General features: G+C 70.0%; 1 protein-coding gene and 2 pseudogenes (1 of these 3 only partly in view). 1 reads left to right on the top strand and 2 read right to left on the bottom strand.

The genetic code is table 11. The features are described from left to right. Positions 1-3: 3 nt before the first annotated feature. Positions 4-1,725 (top strand): AMP-binding protein, encoded by a 1,722-nt coding sequence (locus ACNUDN_RS18920; RefSeq protein ID WP_419123321.1) that lies wholly within the window; start codon positions 4-6, stop codon positions 1,723-1,725. Here ACNUDN_RS18920 and ACNUDN_RS18915 read toward each other — a convergent pair. Continuing rightward, positions 1,707-3,926, bottom strand: a pseudogene (locus tag ACNUDN_RS18915) (class I SAM-dependent methyltransferase); the annotation flags it as partial. The gene ACNUDN_RS18920 and the pseudogene ACNUDN_RS18915 sit on opposite strands and share 19 nt — an antisense overlap. A 213-nt stretch (positions 3,927-4,139) precedes the next feature. Beyond that, positions 4,140-20,603, bottom strand: a pseudogene (locus ACNUDN_RS18910) (amino acid adenylation domain-containing protein); its annotated part runs 12,434 nt beyond the window's last position; the annotation flags it as partial.

The following is a 20,603-nucleotide window of genomic DNA, read 5'->3' as shown; positions in this document are numbered from 1 at the left end:
GTCGTGAGCGAGTCCTCCCTGCTGGTCGTGCTGCGCGAGCGGGCCAGCCTGCAGCCCAACCATCCGGCGTTCACGTTTTACGACTACGCCCAGGATGCTGACGGTGCCGCCGAAACGGTGACGTGGGCGCAGCTGCACCGACGGTCCCGCAATGTCGCCCTGGAACTGCAGGCACACACGGCGCCCGGGGACCGGGCGGTGATCCTCGCACCGCAGGGACTGGACTATATCGTCGCCTTCCTCGCCGCCCTGGAGGCGGGCGTCATCGCGGTGCCGCTGTCGGTCCCGGTGACCGGAGCCCACGACGAGCGTGTCACCGCCGTGCTGCGGGATGCGGCCCCGACCGCGCTGCTGACCACCTCGGCGATCGTGGAGACCGTCGCCCCGTACGCGCTGCCGGGTCCGGATGCAGCGGCTCCCGTCGTCGTCGAGATCGACGCCGTCGACCCGGACGCGCGCCGGCCGGGCGGCCTGCGCAGGGGCGGTCGGCCCGAGATCGCCTATCTGCAGTACACGTCGGGTTCGACGCGTGTGCCGGCGGGCGTCGAGATCACCCATGCCAACCTGGCCGCCAACTGGAAACAGGTCGTCGCGGGAGTGCTCCCGGACTACCGGATACCGCAGACGGTGGTGTCGTGGCTGCCCTTCTACCACGACATGGGTTTGATGCTGGGATTGTGCGCCGGGATCCTGGGCGGCTGGCCGACAGCACTGCACAGTCCGGTCTCCTTCCTGGAGCGGCCCGCGCGGTGGATCCAACTGCTGGCACGCAGCCCGCAGCCACTCTCGGCGGCGCCGAACTTCGCGTTCGAACTCGCCGCAGCCCGCACGTCCGACGACGACATGGCCGGTCTCGATCTCGGTGAGGTGCTCTACATCCTCAGCGGTGCAGAGCGGGTCAACGAGGCCACCCTGACGCGCTTCCACCATCGGTTCGCCCGGTTCAACCTGCCCGAATCGGTGGTGCGACCCGCATACGGCCTGGCCGAGGCGACGCTCTACGTCGCCACCCACAAACCCAGCCAGACAACGGAATTCGTTCATTTCGAGCCACGGGGGCTGGCCGCGGGCCGTGCCGAGCGCTGTGCGGACGGCACCCCGCTGGTCAGCTACGGTGTGCCGCGGTCCCCGAGCGTCCGTATCGCCGACCCCGCGACGACCGACGAAACGCCCGCGGACACGGTCGGCGAGATCTGGGTGCGTGGCGAGAACGTCAGCCCGGGTTACTGGCGCCGGCCCGCCGAGACCGCGCAGACATTCGGCGCGACGATCACCCATCCGTCGCCAGGCACCCCCACCGGCGGGTGGCTGCGGACCGGTGACCTCGGGTTCCTCTCCGAGGGCGAGCTTTTCATCGTCGGCCGGATCAAGGATCTTCTGATCGTGCGGGGGCGCAACCACTACCCCGACGACATCGAGGCGACCACCCAGGAGATCTCCGGCGGCCGGGCGGCCGCCATCGCCGTGATCGACCGACACACCGAGAAGCTGGTGGTGATCGTGGAATTCACGAAGCGAGGCCGGTCCGACGCCGAGGTGGCCGAGCGGCTCCGCGACGTGAGATCGGAGGTCACCTCGGCGATCTCCAACGCCCACGGCGTCGGCGTGCAGGACGTGGTGCTGGTGGCGCCCGGATCGATCCCGATCACGACCAGCGGCAAGGTCAGGCGCGCGAGTTGTGTCGAGCTGTACCGCTCGAACGGCTTTCAGCGGTTGACGGGCTGACCGTCCAGTGCCCGCCTCAGCAGGTCCCCGTAGCGCCGCAGCGTCGCGGGGTTGAGCATGTCGTGATGGGTGCCGTCGACCTGATGCACGGTGAGTTCACCGGTGACATGGCGCCGCCACCTGCGGGCGGTGGTGCGCGCCGACACCCGGGTCCATCGATCGAGCAGACGTCCCGTCAGGGATCCCGGTGCCCCGGCCGCGCTGCGGCCTGCGCTGAAGATGACCATGTCACCGTCGAATTCGCCGGGAACGAAATGACGCAACCGTCGCTGGTTGCTGTTGACGCTGCGCACCATCAGCTCCAGCAATTCCCGGGGTGGGAGCGGGAACGCGGCGTCGGCATGCTGGGTCAACAGCTCTTCGGCCCGCTGGTAGGTGAGCGGTCCGGGCAGCGCGGGAAGCTCGATGCGGTTGGTCCGCAGAATGTGCTCAAGGATCGTGTCCTGGTTCAGGGTGACGGTGTTGCCGAGGAGGCCGACGCTGAAGGCGGGGTCCAGCAGGATGAGCCGGTCGACTGCACACCCGCGGCTATGCAACACGATCGCGAGCTCGTGGGCGACCACACCGCCGAAGGACCAGCCCAGCAGTCGGTAAGGGCCACCGGGGTGGATCGCTTGGAGTCGGTCCGCGTAGTTGCGCGCCATGCGCCGGATCGACACCGGTTCCGGCTCGCCGGGTGCCGGCACCTGGTTGATGCCGATGATGGGGCAGTCCAGTTGGTCACCGAGCGTGCGGTAGGACCAGCTGAGCCCCAGACCGTCGTGAATGCAGTACAGCGGCTCGCCGGTTCCGCGCCGGTAGACGTCGACGGGAACCACCTCGGCTTCGGTGTCGCCGCCGTCCAGCTGCTGACTCAGGCTCCTGACCGACGGGGCGTAGAACACGGTCCGGACCGCCAGCCGGGTGTCCAGCGCGGCGTTGATCGCCGCGACCGCGCGCATCGCCGACAGCGAGTCGCCGCCGAGGTCGAAGAACGAGTCGTCCACCCCGACCCGGTCGACGCCGAGCACCTGGGCGTAGATGTCGGCGATGACCTGCTCGGTGGTATTCGCCGGCGCTTCGAAGGCGGTGGCGGTGAACACCGGCGCGGGCAGCGCCGTGCGGTCCAGCTTGCCCGACGAGGTCAGCGGGAACTCGTCGACGGCGATGATGTGCGCGGGCACCATGTAGTCGGGCAACCGCTCGCCGAGGCGTCGGCGCAGTGTGCCGATCGTGCTGTTGGTGTGGGGCGTGTTGGTGTGGCCGGCGCGGTGTCGTCCCTCGGCGCGGGGAAGGTAGACGTCGGTCAGCGCACCGTCGTGGTCGGCGAGAAAGACCGCGTCCAGGGTCCCCGGCTCGCCACCCCAGGTGACGGCCACACCATAGCCGGCGGCCGCGGCGATGTCGTGCAGCTGTTCGGGGGTTGCGCTGTCTGGCGTCTCGTCCATGAGGTCCGGTGACTGCCCGGCGGCCAGCGCCTGTTCCATGACGACGTCGGACATCAGGCCGGTGCGCGGAATCGCGCAGACCCGGACCGTCGACGGCCGTTCCGAGGTCAGCCGGCGCACCAGCCCTTCCGGGCCGCCGCAGGAGGGCCAGGTCCAGGGTGGCGCGTCGGCCACCGAGCGCACCGCGGCGGGCGCCTTGCGCAGCACGACGTCGTAGCGGTAGCGGGTGAGCTCGTTGTCCGCCCGGCCGCGCTTGACCCGGATGTCGACACCACCGACCGCGCTGCGCTCAGCGGCCCAGCAGGTGAAGAACTCCGGCGACAACAGCAATTCGGCTTCGGCGACGATCGCGCGGCGTACCCGCTCACGGATCTCCGCGCTGTCGGCGTAGGCCGCCCTGGCGCGGGCGACACCGGTCTGAAACGCGCTTTGCAGCAGGTGATGACGGACGTCGCCGACAAACAGGCAGCCGCCGGGGGCCAACAGGTCAAGCGCGGTGTCCAGGACATCGGTCAGATAACCCCGATGGGGGAAATACTGGACGATGGAGTTCAGCACGATCACGTCGAAGGAGCCCGGCGCCAATCCGTCGGTGACATGCGCGGGCTGGTTCAGCAGGCGCACCCGGTCGCGCCACGGAGCCTGTGATCGCCGCAGGGCCCGGTCGATGCCGTTGACGGCCACCGCGGACATGTCGGTGGCGACGTAGTGTTCACAGTGCGGGGCGACCTGGGACAGCACCAGTCCGGAGCCGGCGCCGATCTCGAGCACCCGGCGCGGCCGCAGCGACAGGATGTGATCCACTGTTGCCGAACGCCATTCGGCCATCTCGTCGACCGGGAGGGGTGCGCCGGTGTAGCTGCTGTTCCAGCCCCGAAAGTCGTCGCCGAACTCCGGCACATCGGGCCCGTCGTAGAGGTCGTCGTACATGCGCTGCCATTCCTCGACGATCGCGGCGTCGTGGCCGGCGCCGGGTGCGTCGTCGAGGGTGACGTAGGCGACGAGATGCCCGCCGGCACCGGTGTCGTGCACCGTGGCGACGGCCTGGGTGACCTCCGGGCAGGCCAGCAGCGCGTTCTCGACCTCGCCCAGCTCGATGCGATAGCCGCGGACCTTGACCTGCTCATCGGCCCGACCGACGTAGTTCAGCCGACCGTCGGCGCCCCAGCTGACCAGGTCGCCGGTGCGGTACATCCGCGTGCCGGGCGGGCCGAACGGGCAGGCGAGGAACCGCGAGGCCGTCAGAAAAGAACGGCGCCAGTAGCCGACACCCACGCCGGCGCCGGCCACGTACAGATCGCCGACGACCCCCGGGGGCACCGGGTGCAGCGACGCGTCCAGGACGAAGAACGCGAGGGTGGCCAGCGGCACGCCGACGGGGCTGTCGTTGCTGTCGGCGTCGCAGTCGGAGATCTCGCCGAACGACGCGTGCACCGTGGTCTCGGTGGTGCCGTAGAGGTTGATCATCCGTGGCCGACCGCGGTGCCGGGTCAGCCACGCCCGCAGCCGTCGCGGTTCCAGCGCTTCTCCGGCGAACAGCACCGCCTCAAGCGGAAGATCCGCCCCGGGCTGCAGTGCGTCGACGGTCTGCAACGCGTAGAACGCCGACGGGGTTCGGCTCAGGACGGTGACGCGTTCGGCCACCAGCAGGGCGTGAAACTCTTCCGGCGAGCGGGCTGTCGACTCCGACACCACCACGACCCGCCCACCGGTCAGCAGGGCGCCCCACATCTCGCACACCGAGACGTCGAATGCGAGCGAGTGACACTGGGTCCACACGCCGCCGCGAAGTATGTCGGCATCGAGGGATTCCATCAGCTGGGTCACGTTGCGGTGGGTGATCGCAACCCCTTTGGGGACACCGGTCGTGCCCGAGGTGTAGATGAGGTAGGCGACATCGTCGGGTGCCGGTACCGGCAGTTCGGTGCCGGGCCGGGCCGGCACGCGGGCATCGGCCATGTCGATGATGGGGACGTCGAAGCCGTCGAGTAAACAGTGCAGCGGCGCGACCGTGACCGCGGCGACCGGTGCGGCGTCGGCCATCATGAACCCGATCCGGGCCGCGGGCGCCGACGGATCGATCGGCAGATACGCCGCCCCCGTCTTCAGAACGGCCAGGATCGCGATGATGGCGTCGACCGACCGAGTGAACAGCAGTGCGACGGCCACTCCGGGAGCGGCACCGTACTCGGACAGCACGTGCGCGAGCCGATTCGACGCCGCGTCGAGCTCACCGTAGGTCACGGTCCGGCCCTCGAACGTCACTGCGGCCGCGTCCGGTGTGCGGGCCACCTGGGCCGCCCACTCGGTCGGGATCGATCCCGCCGCGGTCGGCGGGCCGGACAACACCGCCCGGTTGCCCCATGCATCGAGCGCAACGCGCTCCTGCACCTCGAGGACATCCACGGCGGACAGCCGGCGGGCCGGATCGTCGGTCAGTGCCGTCAGCACCCGCTGGAACCGCCCGAGCAGGGTGCGGATGGTGTCGGGCTCGAAGACGTCGGTGCGGAACTCGACCACGCCGCAGATGCCGTCGTCGGCACCGGATGCGGTGAAGTGATCGGCCAGGTTGATCAGCAGGTCCATCCGGGCGGTGTGGGTGTCGGCGCCCAGCGGTGAAATCTCCAGGCCGCCCAGCGCTAAAGCGCCGGCGGCGTCGCCACCACCGGCGAAGTTCTGCCAGGCCAGCATGACCTGGATCAGTGGCTGGCGGCTCAGCGACCGGGCGGGATTGAGCCGTTCGACGAGGACCTCGAACGGGACGTCCTGATTCTCATAGGCGGCCAGGCTGCGCCGCCTGACCTGAGCGAGCACGTCCATCAGGGTCGGGTCGCCGGTCAGGTCGACACGCAGTACCAGCGTGTTGACGAAGAAGCCGACCAGCTCCTGGAGGGCGGCATCGTTGCGACCCGCAATCGGGAAGCCCACCGCCACATCGGAACTCGAACTGATCTTGGAAAGCAGGACGGCGAACGCGGCCTGGATGACCATGAATTCGGTGGCGTTGTGGGCGCGGGCCACCGCGCGGACCCGCTGCTGCAGGCTCACCGGCCACGCGATGTCGATCGTCGCGCCGCGGTAGTCGGCGACCGCCGGGTAGGGCCGATCGGTGGGAAGCTGGAGCTGTTCGGGCATACCGGCCAACGCGTCCTGCCAGTACGCCAGCTGCGCGGCGATGAGGCTGTCGCTGTCCGCCAGGTCGCCGAACTGCGCACGCTGCCACAGTGCATAGTCGATGTACTGCACCGGCAGCGCCGGCCAGCCCGGCTCCTGCCCTGCGCACCGACTGGCGTATGCGACGCCGAGATCGCGCACCAGCGGTGCGATCGACCATCCGTCGGACGCGATGTGGTGGACCACGATGCCGACCGCGTGCCGCTGCGGTCCGAGCGCGTAGATCTGTGCGCGGATCGGGGCCTCGGCCGACAGGTCGAATCGGTGACCGGCCAGCGCCGTCAATTCCGCGGCGGCCTGCTGTTCCGACAGTGCGAGCACGGCCTGCGCACCGCGCCGCCACAGGCCCGGTCGGGCGGGCAGCACCTGTTGGTGCGGCACCCCGTCGACGTCGGGGAAGACGGTTCTCAGCGATTCGTGCCGCGCGATGAGGTCGTCGAGTGCGGCACCGAGTGCGTCGACGTCGAGGGGGCCGGTGACCTCGAACGCCGTCGGCATGTTGTAGGTCACGATCCCGCCGGCGAACCGGTCGAGGAACCACAGCCGGCTCTGCGCGAAGGACAGCGGGACGACCTCGGGGCGCTGCGCGGGCACCAGCGGTCGACGCCGGCCGGTGCCGGCGTGTACGCGCGGCGCCAACTGCGCGATTGTGCCGGCGTCGAACAACGTCCGCACCGACAGGTCGGACTCGAGCGCGGTGTTGATCGCGGTGACCAGCCGCATGGCCGAGATACTGTCACCGCCGAGGGCGAAGAAGGAGTCGTCGATCCCGACGCGGTCGAGGCCGAGGACCTCGGCGAAGGCGCCGGCCAACAGCTCCTCGACCGCAGTGGTGGGAGCTCGATACGAGCCGCCCGCTGTCCGGTCGGGCGCCGGCAGGGCACGGACGTCGAGTTTCCCGTTGACGGTGAGCGGCAACGCATCCAGAACGACGATGTCCGGCGGCACCAGATAGGACGGGAGCCGTTCGACGAGTCGGGCGCGGGCCTCGGCGGAGGTGACGGTGCCGGTGATGTAGGCGGCCACCCGGATGCCGCCGGGTTGGTCGCGGCGGGGGATGACGGCCGCACCGGTCACGCCGTCGATTCCGGTCAGCGCCGCCCGGATCTCCCCGAGTTCGACACGGTAGCCGCGAATCTTGACCTGGTCATCGGCGCGGCCGAGAAAGTCGAGTTGCCCGTCGGGGCGCCAGCGGACGAGATCGCCGGTGCGGTACATGCGCCGGCCCGCTCCGCCGAAGGGACACGGCAGAAAACGGGTGGCGGTGAGGGCTGGCCGGCCCAGGTACCCGACGGCGACGCCGGGGCCTGCGACGTACAGCTCGCCCGCCGCGCCTTCGGGGACGGGGCGAAGCCAGTCGTCGAGCACGAACAGCGCCGCCGTGGCCACCGGCGCCCCGATGGGCGCGGCGCCCGATCCGGGGTGAAGCGGTGCGCTCATCGTGGCGTAGACGGTGATCTCGGTGGGGCCGTAGGCGTTGATCAGTGTGCGGCCCGGCGACCAGCGGTCGACGACATCGCGCGGGCAGGCTTCGCCGCCGAGCAGCACCGCAACCGACCCGAGTCGCTCCGGGTCGAGCGCATCGACGGCGGAGGGGGTTTGGGTCAGGACGTTGACGTGCTCGGCGGTGAGCAGGTCGTGGAAGTCGTCCGGGGAGGCGGCAGTGTCCTCGTCGACGATGACGAGTCGCCCACCGGAGAGCAGAGCCGCCCAGATCTCCCAGACCGAGAAGTCGAAGGCGTAGGAGTGACACTGGGTCCACACCGGGTCCTCGGGCAGCGAATCCGGCGTGGACGCCGCCAGGTGCGCCACGTTGGCATGGGTCACCGCAACACCTTTCGGGGTTCCGGTGGTTCCGGAGGTGTAGATCAGGTACGCGACGCTCCCGGGATGCGGAGCTGGCAGCGTCGTGGTGGCCGCGTCCCGGGCGGGGTCGCCGAGATGGCGCACCGGCACGCGGTGGCCGCTGAGCCGGTCGCGCAGCTCATCGGTGGTCAGGACGACGACGGGTGCGGCGTCGGCGAGCAGAAAGTCCAGTCGCTGGTCGGGCAGCGCGGGATCGATGGCGAGGTAGGCCGCTCCGGCCTTGAGGACGGCCAGCATCGCGATGACGGCGTCGGCGCTGCGGCCGGTCAGCAGCGCCACACACGATCCGGGTCTGACGCCGTCACCGACAAGTCTGTGCGCCAACCGGTTCGAGGTGTCGTCGAGCTCACGGTAGGTCAGCGACCGTCCGGCGCATCGGAGCGCGACCCCGTCGGGGTTACGGGCGACCTGCCGAGCGAACAGCTCCGGCACCGACAGATCCCGGCCGTCGGGAGCCGAGAGCATGCCGCGGTTGCCGAACCGGTCCAGCCGGTCACGCTCGGCAGGGTCGAGCACGTCCAGCGTCGACAGCGGCCGGTCCGGATCGGCGATCATCGCCGACAGCACCCGCCGCAGCCGGCCCACCAACACGTCGATCCCGGTGGCGTCGAAGAGCTCTGCGTCGTATTCCACCCGCAGCCCGAGCTCGTTGCCGGGCATGGCCTGCAGTGTCAGGGGATAGTGGTTGGTTTCGTGCGCGGTGACGTCGGTGATCGACAACCCACCGGCGACGGCCATCGCGGTCGCGTCGATCGGATAGTTCTCGAACACGAACAACGTGTCGAACAGTTGCTCGTGGCCGGTGGCCCGGTGGATCTCGGTGAGCGCCAGATGCTGGTGATCCAGCGTGCGGTTGTGGGCCTCGTGCAACTGGGCGAGCAGGCTCGCGGTCGTGGTGGCCGGCGTCAGACGCGCGCGCACCGGCACGGTGTTGATCATCAGGCCCACCATGGATTCCGCGCCGAGCACCTCGGACGGGCGGCCGGAGACGGCGGTGCCGAAGACGATGTCGTGCTGGCCGGTGTGCCACATCAACGTCTGCGCCCAGGCGGCCTGCAGGGTGATGTTGACGGTGGTGTGGTGCGCGCGGGCCAGGTTCCCCACTGCGCGGGTGGTGTCTTCGGGCACCCGACAGGTGGTGCTACCCCGGGCGCCGAGCCCGACCCGGCCGGGAGCCCCGACCAGGGTCGGCGCGTCGAGGCCGTCGAGCAGCTGCTGCCATGCCGTGTGCGCGGCCGCAGTGTCGCGGTCGGCCAACCATTCGAGGAACCGTCGGAACGAGGCCGGCGCCGACAATCGGTGCCCCAGATAGCCGGCGAACAGTTCGCCCAGCAGGATCGGCAGCGACCAGCCGTCGAGCACGATGTGGTGGTTGGTCAACACGATCCGGTGTTCGTCGGGTGCCGTGCGGATCACCGCCACCCGGAACGGGGTGTTCCCGGTCAGGTCGCAGACCGCCAGGCGTTCGGCGGCGCACGCCTGCCGGACCTGCTCGTCGGAGTCCAGTTGTAGGTAGTTCCAGGGAGCTTCGGGCGTCGCCGGGATGATCTGCACGGGCGGGTCGTCACCGTCGGCGAACCTGGCGACGAGGTTGGGGTGGCGGCGCACCAATGCCTGGACGGCGTCGCGCAGTGTGCGGGGGTCCAGTGGTCCGCTGACGGTGACCACGAGCTGCATCGCGTACACGTCGCTGTCGGCACCGAGTTCGCGCGCAGCTCTGGCGTGGAACAGCAACCCCTGTTGCAGTGGGGTGAGGGGCAGGATGTCGGCGGCGTGGTGACGGTGTTCGAGGCGGTCGATCTGGTCCTGGGTCAGCCTGGTCGGGGCGATGTCGGAGGGGCTGAGGCCACCCCCGCCATCGGCGACGTGGGCGCAGATCCCGGTCAGCGCGTCGAACCAGAGCCGGCTCAGGCGTTGAATCTGGTTGTCGTCCAACACCGACTGCGCCCAGGTCCAGGTGGCGTCGAGCGCCAGGCCCGCCCCGCTGTCGACGGTGGCCGCGGTGAGTTCCACGGTGTGCCCCAACGGCATCGGGATCGCCGCGGCGGCCGAGGCGATCGACATGCCGTCGGTGCTGGGCTGCCACCAGTCCCCGTCGGCGGGTGCGGCGGCACCAGTACGGCCGAGGTAGTTGAAGCCGACGGTGGGCTCGGCTCCGTCGAGACCGGCGCCGGTGACGGGGTGGCGCAGCAGCCCGTAGGTCAGACCGTCGGGTAGGGCACGCAGTTGTTCCTTGGCGCGCTTGATGATCGGACCCAGGGCAGCGTCTCCGGTGGTGACCTGCGACCAGTGCAGACCGTCGACGTCGAGTGCCACGGGGTATCTGGTGGTGAACCATCCCACGGTGCGGGAGAGGTCGAGAGCGGGGGCCAGTTCCTCGGCCCGGCCGTGGCCTTCCACGTCGATCGTGACGGCCCCTCGGGTTTGGGTGAACTCGGCGCAGGCCAGCGCGAAGGCGATCACCAGGATGTCGGTGATGCCGGTGTGGAAGGCCGCGGGGACGTCGCCGAGCAGTCGATGCGTGGTCTGGCGGTCCAGACTGGTGGTGAAACTCCCTGCGCCGGCGTAGGTGTCGGACCTCGGGTCGGGCGGCGACAGGATCGGCGCGGTGGCCAGGACGTCCCGCCACGCTCCGGCGCAGTCGGCGACCGCAGGGGACTTCGCATGTTCGGCCAGCAGCGACGCCCACGACGCAAACGAGGTCCCGGTGATCGGCAGGGCGACCGACTCGCCGTTGCGGTGCTGCGCCCAGGCGATGTTGAGGTCTTCGAGCATGATCCGCCAGGACACCGCGTCGACGACGAGGTGGTGGACGATCAACGCCACCTCTCGGGTCGAGGTCGCGAAAACCGCGCGAAGCATGACTCCTGCGGTCGGATCCAGTTGCGAGCGCGCCGCGACCAGAACCTCTTCGGTCAGTCGGTCGACCGTGCGAAGGCAGTCCCGGGCGTCGACAGTGGCCGGTTCGGGAACGGTCAGAGCCCAGGTCGCGTCGGGGCCGGTGCTTTCCGGGCGGGCGCGCAGCATGCCGTGGCGGTCGATCAACGCCTGCAGCACCGTGGCGACGTCGTCGGCGGTGGCACCGGCGGCGGCCTGCACCACCACCGTCTGGTTGAACTCGCGGGTCGGGCCGTCGACGCTGTGCAGCCACCGCATGATCGGGGTGGGCGTCACACGTCCGATGCCCTCGTCGGCCGGACCGTCCGTGTGCACGGTCGTTCCGACGGTTCGGGCCAGCCGGGCCACGGTCTGTTCGACGAAGACATCGCGGGGTCGCAACGCGAGACCGGCGGCGCGAGCCCGGGCCACCACCTGCATGGACAGGATGCTGTCGCCGCCGAGGTCGAAGAACGAGTCGTCGACACCGACGCGGTCGAGCCCCAACACCTCGGCGTAGATGCCGGTCAGGATCTCCTCGACCGCGTCGGCCGGCGCCCGGTACTTCTCCGCGGCCGTGATCTGCGGCGCGGGAAGGGCTTTGGTGTCGATCTTGCCGTTGACCGTCAGCGGCAGCGCGGCGAGGACCACGATCGCGGCGGGCACCATGTAGACGGGCAGACGTTCCGCGAGCCGGGCGGACACCGTCGCGGGGTCGACGGCGCCCGGGGAGTCCTCGACGAGGTAGGCCACGAGCCTCTGCTCACCCGGGCGGTCTTCCCGCGTGATCACGACCGCCTGCTCGACGTGGTCGAGGTCGGCCACCGCGGTCTGGATCTCGCCGAGTTCGATGCGGTAGCCGCGGATCTTGACCTGGTCGTCGGCGCGGCCGAGGTACTGCAGTTGTCCGTCGGGCCGCCACCGGACCAGGTCGCCGGTGCGGTACATCCGGGTGCCGGGTGGCCCGGCCGGGCACGCGAGGAAACGTGAGGCGGTCAGCGCGCTGCGTCCTGCGTATCCGACACCGACGCCGCGGCCTGCGACGTAGAGTTCGCCGATCACTCCGGGCGGCGCAGGCCGCAGCCACGGGTCGAGGACGAACAGCGCGGCGGTGGGCACCGGCGCTCCGATGGGTGCCGGGCCCAGGCCCGCCGCCAGCGGTCGGCTCATGGATGCGTAGACGGTGATCTCGGTGGGCCCGTACGCGTTGATCAGGACCCGGTCCGGCGCCCACTCGTTCACCACGTCGGCCGAGCACGCCTCGCCGCCGAGCAGCACCGCCACCGGTCCCACGGTGTCGGGGGACAGGGCTCGCACCGCGGACGGTGTCTGGGTGAGCACGGTGATCTGTTCGCGCAGCAGCAGTTCCTGGAAGTCGGGCGGGGAGGCTGCTACCTCTTCGGGCACGATGACCAGCCGTCCGCCGCCGAGCAGCGCGGCCCAGACCTCCCACACCGAGAAGTCGAATCCGTAGGAGTGGCATTGGGTCCAGACCTGTCGGGTCCCCAGTTCGGTCGGGGTGGAGTCGGCGAGATGGGCCAGGTTGCGATGGGTGATCGCGACCCCTTTCGGAATGCCCGTGGTGCCGGAGGTGTAGATCAGGTAGGCGATGTCGGCGGGAGTGGCCATCGAGATGGCGGTGGTCGGGTGGCCGCGGCTTTCGGTGTCCTCGGCATCGATCACCGTGAGGTCCGCGCCGGCCAACCGGGACCGCAGGGCGGCCGTGGTCACCGCGGCGATCGGTGAGCTGTCGTCGATCACGAACCGGATGCGCTCGTCGGGGTGGGCGGGGTCGACGGGAAGGTAGGCCGCGCCGGTCTTGAGGACCGCCAACATGGCCACCACCGCGTGTACCGATCGCTCCAGCATCAGCACCACCAGCTGCCCGGGGCCGGCACCGTGCCGAACCAGCTTGTGTGCCAGCCGGTTCGACGCGTCGTCGAGGTCGCGATAACTCAACGACCGGTCCCCGTCGGTCACCGCCGGTTCGTCGGGCGTTCGCAGCACGTGTGTGGCGAACAGGTCCGGTACCGACGCGGCGGCCGGGGCGGGCCCGGTCAACACCGCGTGGTTGCCGAACTGCGCCAACCGGGTGCGGTCCGCCGCGTCGAGGACGTCGATGTCGGACAGGCGCCGGTCCTGGTCGACGGTGATGGCCGTCAGCACCCGTTCGAAGCGGTCGATGAGCACGCGGATGGTCGCCGCGTCGTACACGTCGGTGCGGAACTCGACTGTCCCGGATATGCCGGCCGGCGTGCCGGATTCGGTGCAGCGCTCGGACAGCGAGAACGACAGGTCCATCCGCGCGGTGTGGGTGTGCAGCGGTAACTGGGTGACCTCGAGGTCGCCGAGTATCGCGCCCGTGCCGGCGTGGCCGGGCATGTTCTGCCATGCCAGCATCACCTGCACGAGCGGGTGATGCGTCAGCGAGCGCAACGGGTTGAGCCGTTCCACGAGCACCTCGAAGGGTAGGTCCTGATGCTCGTAGGCGGCCAGACTGTGCTGCCGGACTCGGCGCAGCACCTCGCTGACCGTGGGATCGCCGGCCAGATCGACCCGCAGTACCAGCGTGTTGACGAAGAAGCCGACAAGCTCGTCGAGCGCCGGGTCGTTGCGCCCGGCGATCGGAAAACCCACCGCCACATCGGTACTCGCGCTCAGCCGGGACAGCAGCGCCGACAGTGCGGCCTGCACCACCATGAACCCGGTGGCATTGTGCTCGCGGGCCACGTCCCGGATCCGCTGCTGCAGTTCGATCGACCACTCGAAGGTGATGTGGTCACCGCGCTGGTCCGCGATCGGGGGGTAGGGCCGATCGGTGGGGAGCTCGAGACGTTCGGGCATACCCGCGAGAGTTTCTCGCCAGAAGTCCAATTGTGATGAGATCGGGCTGTTCTCGTCGTCGAGGTTCCCGAGCTGAGCGCGCTGCCACAGCGCGTAATCGACGTATTGCACCGGCAGCGCCGACCAGCCCGGCGCCCGGCCCGCGCGCCGGCAGCCGTAGGCGGTGCCGAGGTCGCGCAGCAAAGGCGCCGTCGACCAGCCGTCGGCAGCGATGTGGTGCACCAGCCCCACGAGGACATGGTCGCGATCGGATACCCGGAACAGTGTCGCCCGCAGCGGTATGTCGTGTTGCAGCCGGAACGCATACCGTGCGGCTGCGTCGACCGCGGTATCCAGCTCGTCGGCCGACCACCCCCGGGCGTCGGTGACCTCCCATCCGAAGCGGGCGCGCTGCGCGGGAACGATCACCTGTCGGGGGAGGCCGTCGGGCGCGACAATGAGGGTGCGCAGGCTTTCGTGGCGCGCCACGACATCGCCCAGCGCGGCGGCGAGCGCATCGGCATCGAGTTCACCGCGTAACCGCAGTCCGACAGCCATGTTGTAGACCGGCGACGGGCCCTGCAACTGGTCGATGAACCACAGCCGATTCTGCGCGAACGAGAGGGGGATCACTGCGGGACGCTCGGCGGCGGCCAACGGCACGCGACGGCCGGCGCGGGCGGCGATGCGGGGGGCCAGCTCGGCGACGGTGGGCGACTCGAAGAGCACGCGGACCGACAGCTCGACGTCGAGCGCGCTGCTGACGGCGGCGGCGAGCCGCATGGCGAGGATGCTGTCGCCGCCGAGGTCGAAGAAGGAGTCATCGAGCCCGACCTGGTCGATGCCGAGAACTCTGGCGTAGGTGGCGGCCAGGATCTCCTCGGTCACCGTTCGCGCAGCGCGGTGACGGCGGCGGACGCGGTCGGGTGCGGGCAGGGCGCGCACGTCGAGCTTGCCGCCGACGGTGAGCGGTATGGCGTCCAGCGCGACGATGTCGGTCGGCACCAGGTAGGAGGGAAGCCTCTCGGCGAGCCGGGCCCGGGCCAGCGCCGGATCGACGGTGCCGGTGATGTATCCGACGAGATGGGCGGTGTCCGGCTGGTCCCGCCGCACGACCACAGCGGCCTGGGCGACCCCGTCCAGCTGAGCCAGCGCCGCCTGGATCTCACCGAGTTCGATGCGGTGGCCGCGGATCTTGACCTGGTCGTCGGCGCGGCAGAGGAACTGCAACTGCCCGTCGGCGTGCCAGCGGACCAGGTCACCGGTGCGGTACATCCGGCCCCCGGGTCGTCCGAACGGACAGGGAACGAATCTGGAGGCGGTCAGACCCGGACGCCGCAGGTACCCCATTGCGACTCCGAGGCCCGCGACGTACAGCTCGCCGGCCATGCCGGGAGCCACCGGACGCAGTGCCGCGTCGAGCACGAACAGCGCTGCCGTCGCGATCGGTCCGCCGATCGGTGCGTGACCCGACCCGGGCCGCAGCGGTGAACTCATGGACGCGTAGACGGTGACCTCGGTGGGACCGTAGGCGTTGATCACGACGCGGCCGGGTGCCCACCGGTCCACCACATCGGCCGGACACACCTCGCCGCCGAGCAGCACCGCCACCGACTCCAGCCGTTGGGGATCGAGCGCCGTGATGGCCGAGGGAGTCTGGGTCAGCACGGTCACCCGCTCGCGGATGAGCAGGTGCTGGAAGTCGACGGGGGAGCCGACGGTTTCCTCGTCGACGATCACCAGCCGACCCCCGCCCAGCAAGGCGGCCCAGATCTCCCAGACGGAGAAATCGAACGCGTACGAATGGCACTGGGTCCACACCTGCCGTCGCGGAAGAGCAGCCGGAGCGGTGACGGCCAGATGGGACAGGTTGTCATGGGTGATGGCAACACCTTTGGGTGTGCCGCTGGTTCCCGAGGTGTAGATCACGTATGCGAGGTCATCGGGATCGGGAGCCGCCAAGCCGGTGACCGGCTGTCGTCCGGCTGCCGGGCCCCCCATGTCACCGATGTCGCCGAGGTCACCGATGTCACCGACGTCGAGGACGTCACCGAGGTCACCGCTGAACTCGGCGAGGCGGCCTCGCAGCGCCGCGGTCGTCACCGCCACGGCGGGTGCGGTGTCGGAGATCATCAGGGCGATCCGCGGCGCGGGCAACGCCGGATCGATCGCCAGGTAGAAGGCACCGGCTTTCAGGGTGGCCAGCATTGCCGCGACCGCCTCGACCGAGCGGGGCAGCATCAGCGCCACGCATCGGCCCGCCCGCACTCCACGATCGGCCAGCAGGTGCGCCAGACCGGTCGACATCTCGTCGAGTTCCCGGTAGGTCACGTCGTGGCCGCCGGAGCTCACCGCGACCGCGTCAGGCGTGCGGGTGACCTGTGCGGTGAACAACTGGGGGATCGACGCGCCGACCGACACCGGAGCGAGCAGGACGTCGCGGTTGCCCATTGCGTCGAGCAGGGCACGGTCGGCGGCGTCCAGTACGTCGATCGCGCACAGCCGCCTGCCCGGGTCCGCCGCCATCGCCGTCATCGCCCGCTGCAGGCGGCCGGCCAACGCGTCGATGCCGGCGCCGTCGAACACCTCCGTGTCGTACTCAAGACGAAGGTGCAAGCGGTCTCCCGGCATGGCCTGCAGCGTGAGCGGGTAGTGATTGGTCTCTCGGGCGGTGATGTCCGAGATCGCCAGATCACCGGCCTCGGTCAGCGCCGAGGCATCCAGGGGATAGTTCTCGTAGACGAACAGGGTGTCGAACAACTGCTCGTGGCCCGTGACCTTCTGGACGTCGGTGAGGGCGAGGTGCTGGTGATCGATGGTGCGATGGTGGTGGTCGCGCAAGCAGTCGATCAGCTCCGTTGTCGTGGTGGTCGAGGTGATCTGCGCACGCACCGGAACCGTGTTGATCAACAGGCCCACCGTCGAATCCGTGTCCGCAAGCTCGGGCGGGCGCCCCGACACGGCCGTGCCGAACGCCACGTCGTGGTGGCCGGTGAGCCAGGTCAGCGCCTGCACCCACACCGCCTGCAACACCGTGTTCACCGTGGTGTGGTGCGAGCGCGCCAGCCCGTCGACGGCGCGGGAGGTCTCGGCGGTCATGTGCATCGACGTCCAGCCGCGGCGCCCGGACCGCATCCGGCCGGGAGCGGCGACCAGCGTGGGGGAGTCGAAGCCGTCGAGCACCCCGGCCCAGGCGGTGCGGGCCGCGTCCCGGTCGCGGTCGGCCAGCCACTCCACGACGCGGCGGAACGATCCGGCGGGAGGCAACCGGTGCCCGAAGTAGCCGCCGAAGATGTCCCGCAGCAGGATCGGCAGCGACCAGCCGTCGAGCACGATGTGGTGGTTCGTCAGCACCACCCGGTACCGCAGGGGTGCGGTGCGGATCACCGCGGCCCGGAACGCGGGCCCGTGCGCCAGGTCGCAGACGGCCGCGCGTTCATCGGCGCACAGCTGCTCGATCTGCTCCCTGTCCTCCAAGTTCATCAGCTGCCAAGGTATTTCGGGGTCAGCGGGAATGACCTGGATCGGCGGGTCGGATTCGACGACAAAGCGTGCAGCCAGGTTGGGATGGCGGGCGATGACAGTCTGCACGGCGGCGTGCAGTGCGTCGGGGTCCAACGGACCGCTGACCGTGACGTCGAGTTGCATCGCGTAAAGATCGGCGGGTTCGCCGGGGCCACGCGTCGTCACGGTGTGGAAGAGCAGACCCTGCTGCAGAGGTGTCAGCGGAAGGATGTCGACGGCGCGGTGCCGCAGGGTGAGGTCGTCGATCTGTTGCTGCGACAGGCGCGCGGGCAGGACGTCTGACGGGGTGAGCCCGCCGCCGCCCCGCTGCACATGGGCGCAGATGCCGCTGAGCGCGTCGAAGAACAGCAGGCCCAGCCGACGGATCTCCGCGTCGTGCAGGACAGACGTCGCCCACAGCCAGGTGGTCTGCAGTTGCGGTCCTGCGCCGGTGTCGACGGTGGCCGCGGTGAGTTCGACGCTGTGGCTCAATGGCATCGGCACCGCTGCGGCGGATTCGGCCAGCCAGGAGTCCTCGACGCTGGGCCGCCACACGGCGTCGGAGTAGGTGCCACCGCCCACCTGGCCGAGATAGTTGAACCCGATGGTCGGGTCGGGTCCGACGACACCGCTGTCGGGATGCAGGTATCTCAACAAGCCGTAGGTCAGGCCGCCGGGAAGGCCGCACAGTTGTTCCTTGGTGCGCTTGATGACCGCGCCCAGTGCGGGATCGCCCGATGTCACCTGCTCCCAGGGCAGTCGGTCGATGGCCGGCGCGGCGGGATACTTGGTGGTGAACCAGCCGACGGTGCGGGACAGGTCGACGTCTCCGAACAGCTCTTCGTGGCGGCCGTGGCCCTCGATGTCGACGCCGAACGGGGATCCGCTCGCAATGTCGAACAGCTCGGCGCATGCCAGCGCGAAGGCGATCACCAGGACTTCGGTGATCCCGGTGTGAAATGCGGCGGGCACCGCACCGAGGAGGGTTCGTGTGGTCACGGGATCCAGCGCCGCGCTGTGACGTCCGGCGCCGGCGTAGGTGTCGGTCGTGCGGTCGGGTGCGGGGACGCCCGCCGGGGCGGCCTCGACCCGCCGCCATTCTCGGGCGTCGTCGAGAACCGTCTGTGCATGGCCGGCCAGCAGGGCTGACCATCGCTGAAACGACGTGCCCGTCGCCGCCAGGGCGATCGTCTGGCCGGCACGGAGTTGACCCCACGCGATGTTGAGGTCCTCAAGCAGAATTCGCCACGACACCGCGTCGACGCTCAGATGGTGTGCGATCAGCGCCAGCCGCCTCGTGGTGTGCGCCCAGACCGCGACGAGCATCACGCCGGCGGCCGGGTTCAGCGTCGTCCTGGCCGCCGCAAGCGCCTGGGTGTCGAGGGTGTCGACCACCCGCAGCCAGTCGGCGGCCCTCACCGCGCCCGGATCGGGTACCTGCAGTCCGGTGTCCGCTACGCGTAACCGGAGCATGGCGTGGTGGTCCAGCAGGGCCTGCAGCAGAACCACCACGTCGGCGTGGGCAGCGTCGGCGGGGGCCTGGACAACCACGGTCTGGTTGAACTCGCCGGTCGGCCCTTCGACGTGCCGCAACCACTCCATGATCGGAGTGGGCGCCACCGCGCCGAGCCCTTCATCGGCAGGATCTGTTGGTGTGTACCCTGTTTGGACCACCCGTGCCAGCCGCGCCACGGTCTGTTCGACGAAGACATCGCGGGGCCGGCACATCAGGCCCGCGGCCCGCGCCTGGGCGACCACCTGCATCGACAGGATGCTGTCGCCGCCGAGGTCGAAGAACGAGTCGTCGACGCCGACACTCTCGCGACCCAGGATCCGGGCGTAGATCCCGGCCAGGATCTCCTCCACGGCGTCGGTCGGCGCCCGATACGCCTCGCCGTCCACGGGCTCCGGCGGGGGCAAAGCACGAACATCGAGCTTGCCGCCGACGGTGAGCGGTAGCTCGTCGACCACGACGACCGCGGCGGGAACCAGGTAGGCGGGCAACGTCTCGGACAACACGCGCCGAGCGGCGACGGGATCGGCTGTCCCGGTGACATATCCGATGAGACGGGTGGCGCCGGGATGATCGTTCCGGGCGACGACGGCGGCGGAGCGGACACCGTCGAGCGCGGCCAGCGCGGTCTGGATCTCGCCGAGCTCGATACGGTGGCCGCGGATCTTGACCTGGTCGTCGGCGCGGCCCAGGTACTGCAACGCTCCGTCGCGGCGCCACCGCACGAGGTCACCGGTGCGGTACATGCGAGCACCGGACCCGCCGAACGGGCACGGCAGGAAGCGTGACGCCGTCAGCGCCGGGCGGCCCAGGTATCCCACGGCGACCCCGAGGCCTGCCACGTACAACTCGCCGATGGTCCCTTCAGGGACCGGAACCAGCCGGTCGTCGAGGACGAACAACGCCGTCGTCGGCACCGGACCCCCGATCGGTGCCGGGCCCGACCCGCTCGACAGCGGTGCACTCATCGACGCGTAGACGGTGGTCTCGGTGGGTCCGTATGCGTTGATCAGGACGCGGCCCGGGGCCCAGCGGTCGACGACGTCGGCCGGGCAGGCTTCCCCACCGAGCAGCACGGCCACCGAGCTCAGCACCTGCGGGTCCAGCGCGGTTACCGCCGAGGGGGTTTGGGTGAGCACGTTGACCTGTTCACGCCCCAGCAGATCCTGGAAGTCGTTCGGGGAGATGGACACATCCTCGGGAACGACGACCAGGGTGCCGCCGCCGAGCAGGGCGGCCCAGATCTCCCACACCGAGAAGTCGAAGGCGTAGGAATGGCACTGCGTCCACACCTGATGGGCCGGTAGCGAATCCGGTGTGGACGCGGCGATGTGGTTCAGGTTGGCGTGGGTGACGGCGACGCCTTTCGGTGTGCCGGTGGTGCCCGAGGTGTAGATCAGGTACGCGATGTCGTCGGCGTGCGGGGAGGGCGGGGCGGTGGCCGGGCGGTTCTGGATGTCCGGGTCGTCGGCGTCGAGGACGGGATGGTCGACGAGGCGGTGACGCAGGGCGGCGGTGGACAGGACGGCCACCGGGGTGGCGTCGGTGAGCAGGAAAGCGATACGGGCGTCGGGCAGCGCCGGGTCGATCGCAAGATAGGCCGCGCCGGTCTTGAGTATCGCGAGCATCGTGGTCACCGCGTGCGCGGAGCGGGGCATCAGCAGAGCCACACAGGTTCCCGGTGCCGCGCCGTG

The sequence above is a fragment of the Mycobacterium sp. smrl_JER01 genome (genome assembly GCF_048513595.2).
Taxonomy (GTDB): domain Bacteria; phylum Actinomycetota; class Actinomycetes; order Mycobacteriales; family Mycobacteriaceae; genus Mycobacterium.
The sequence above is the reverse complement of the archived record's forward strand: the minus strand, read 5'-3'. Positions and strand labels throughout refer to the sequence as shown.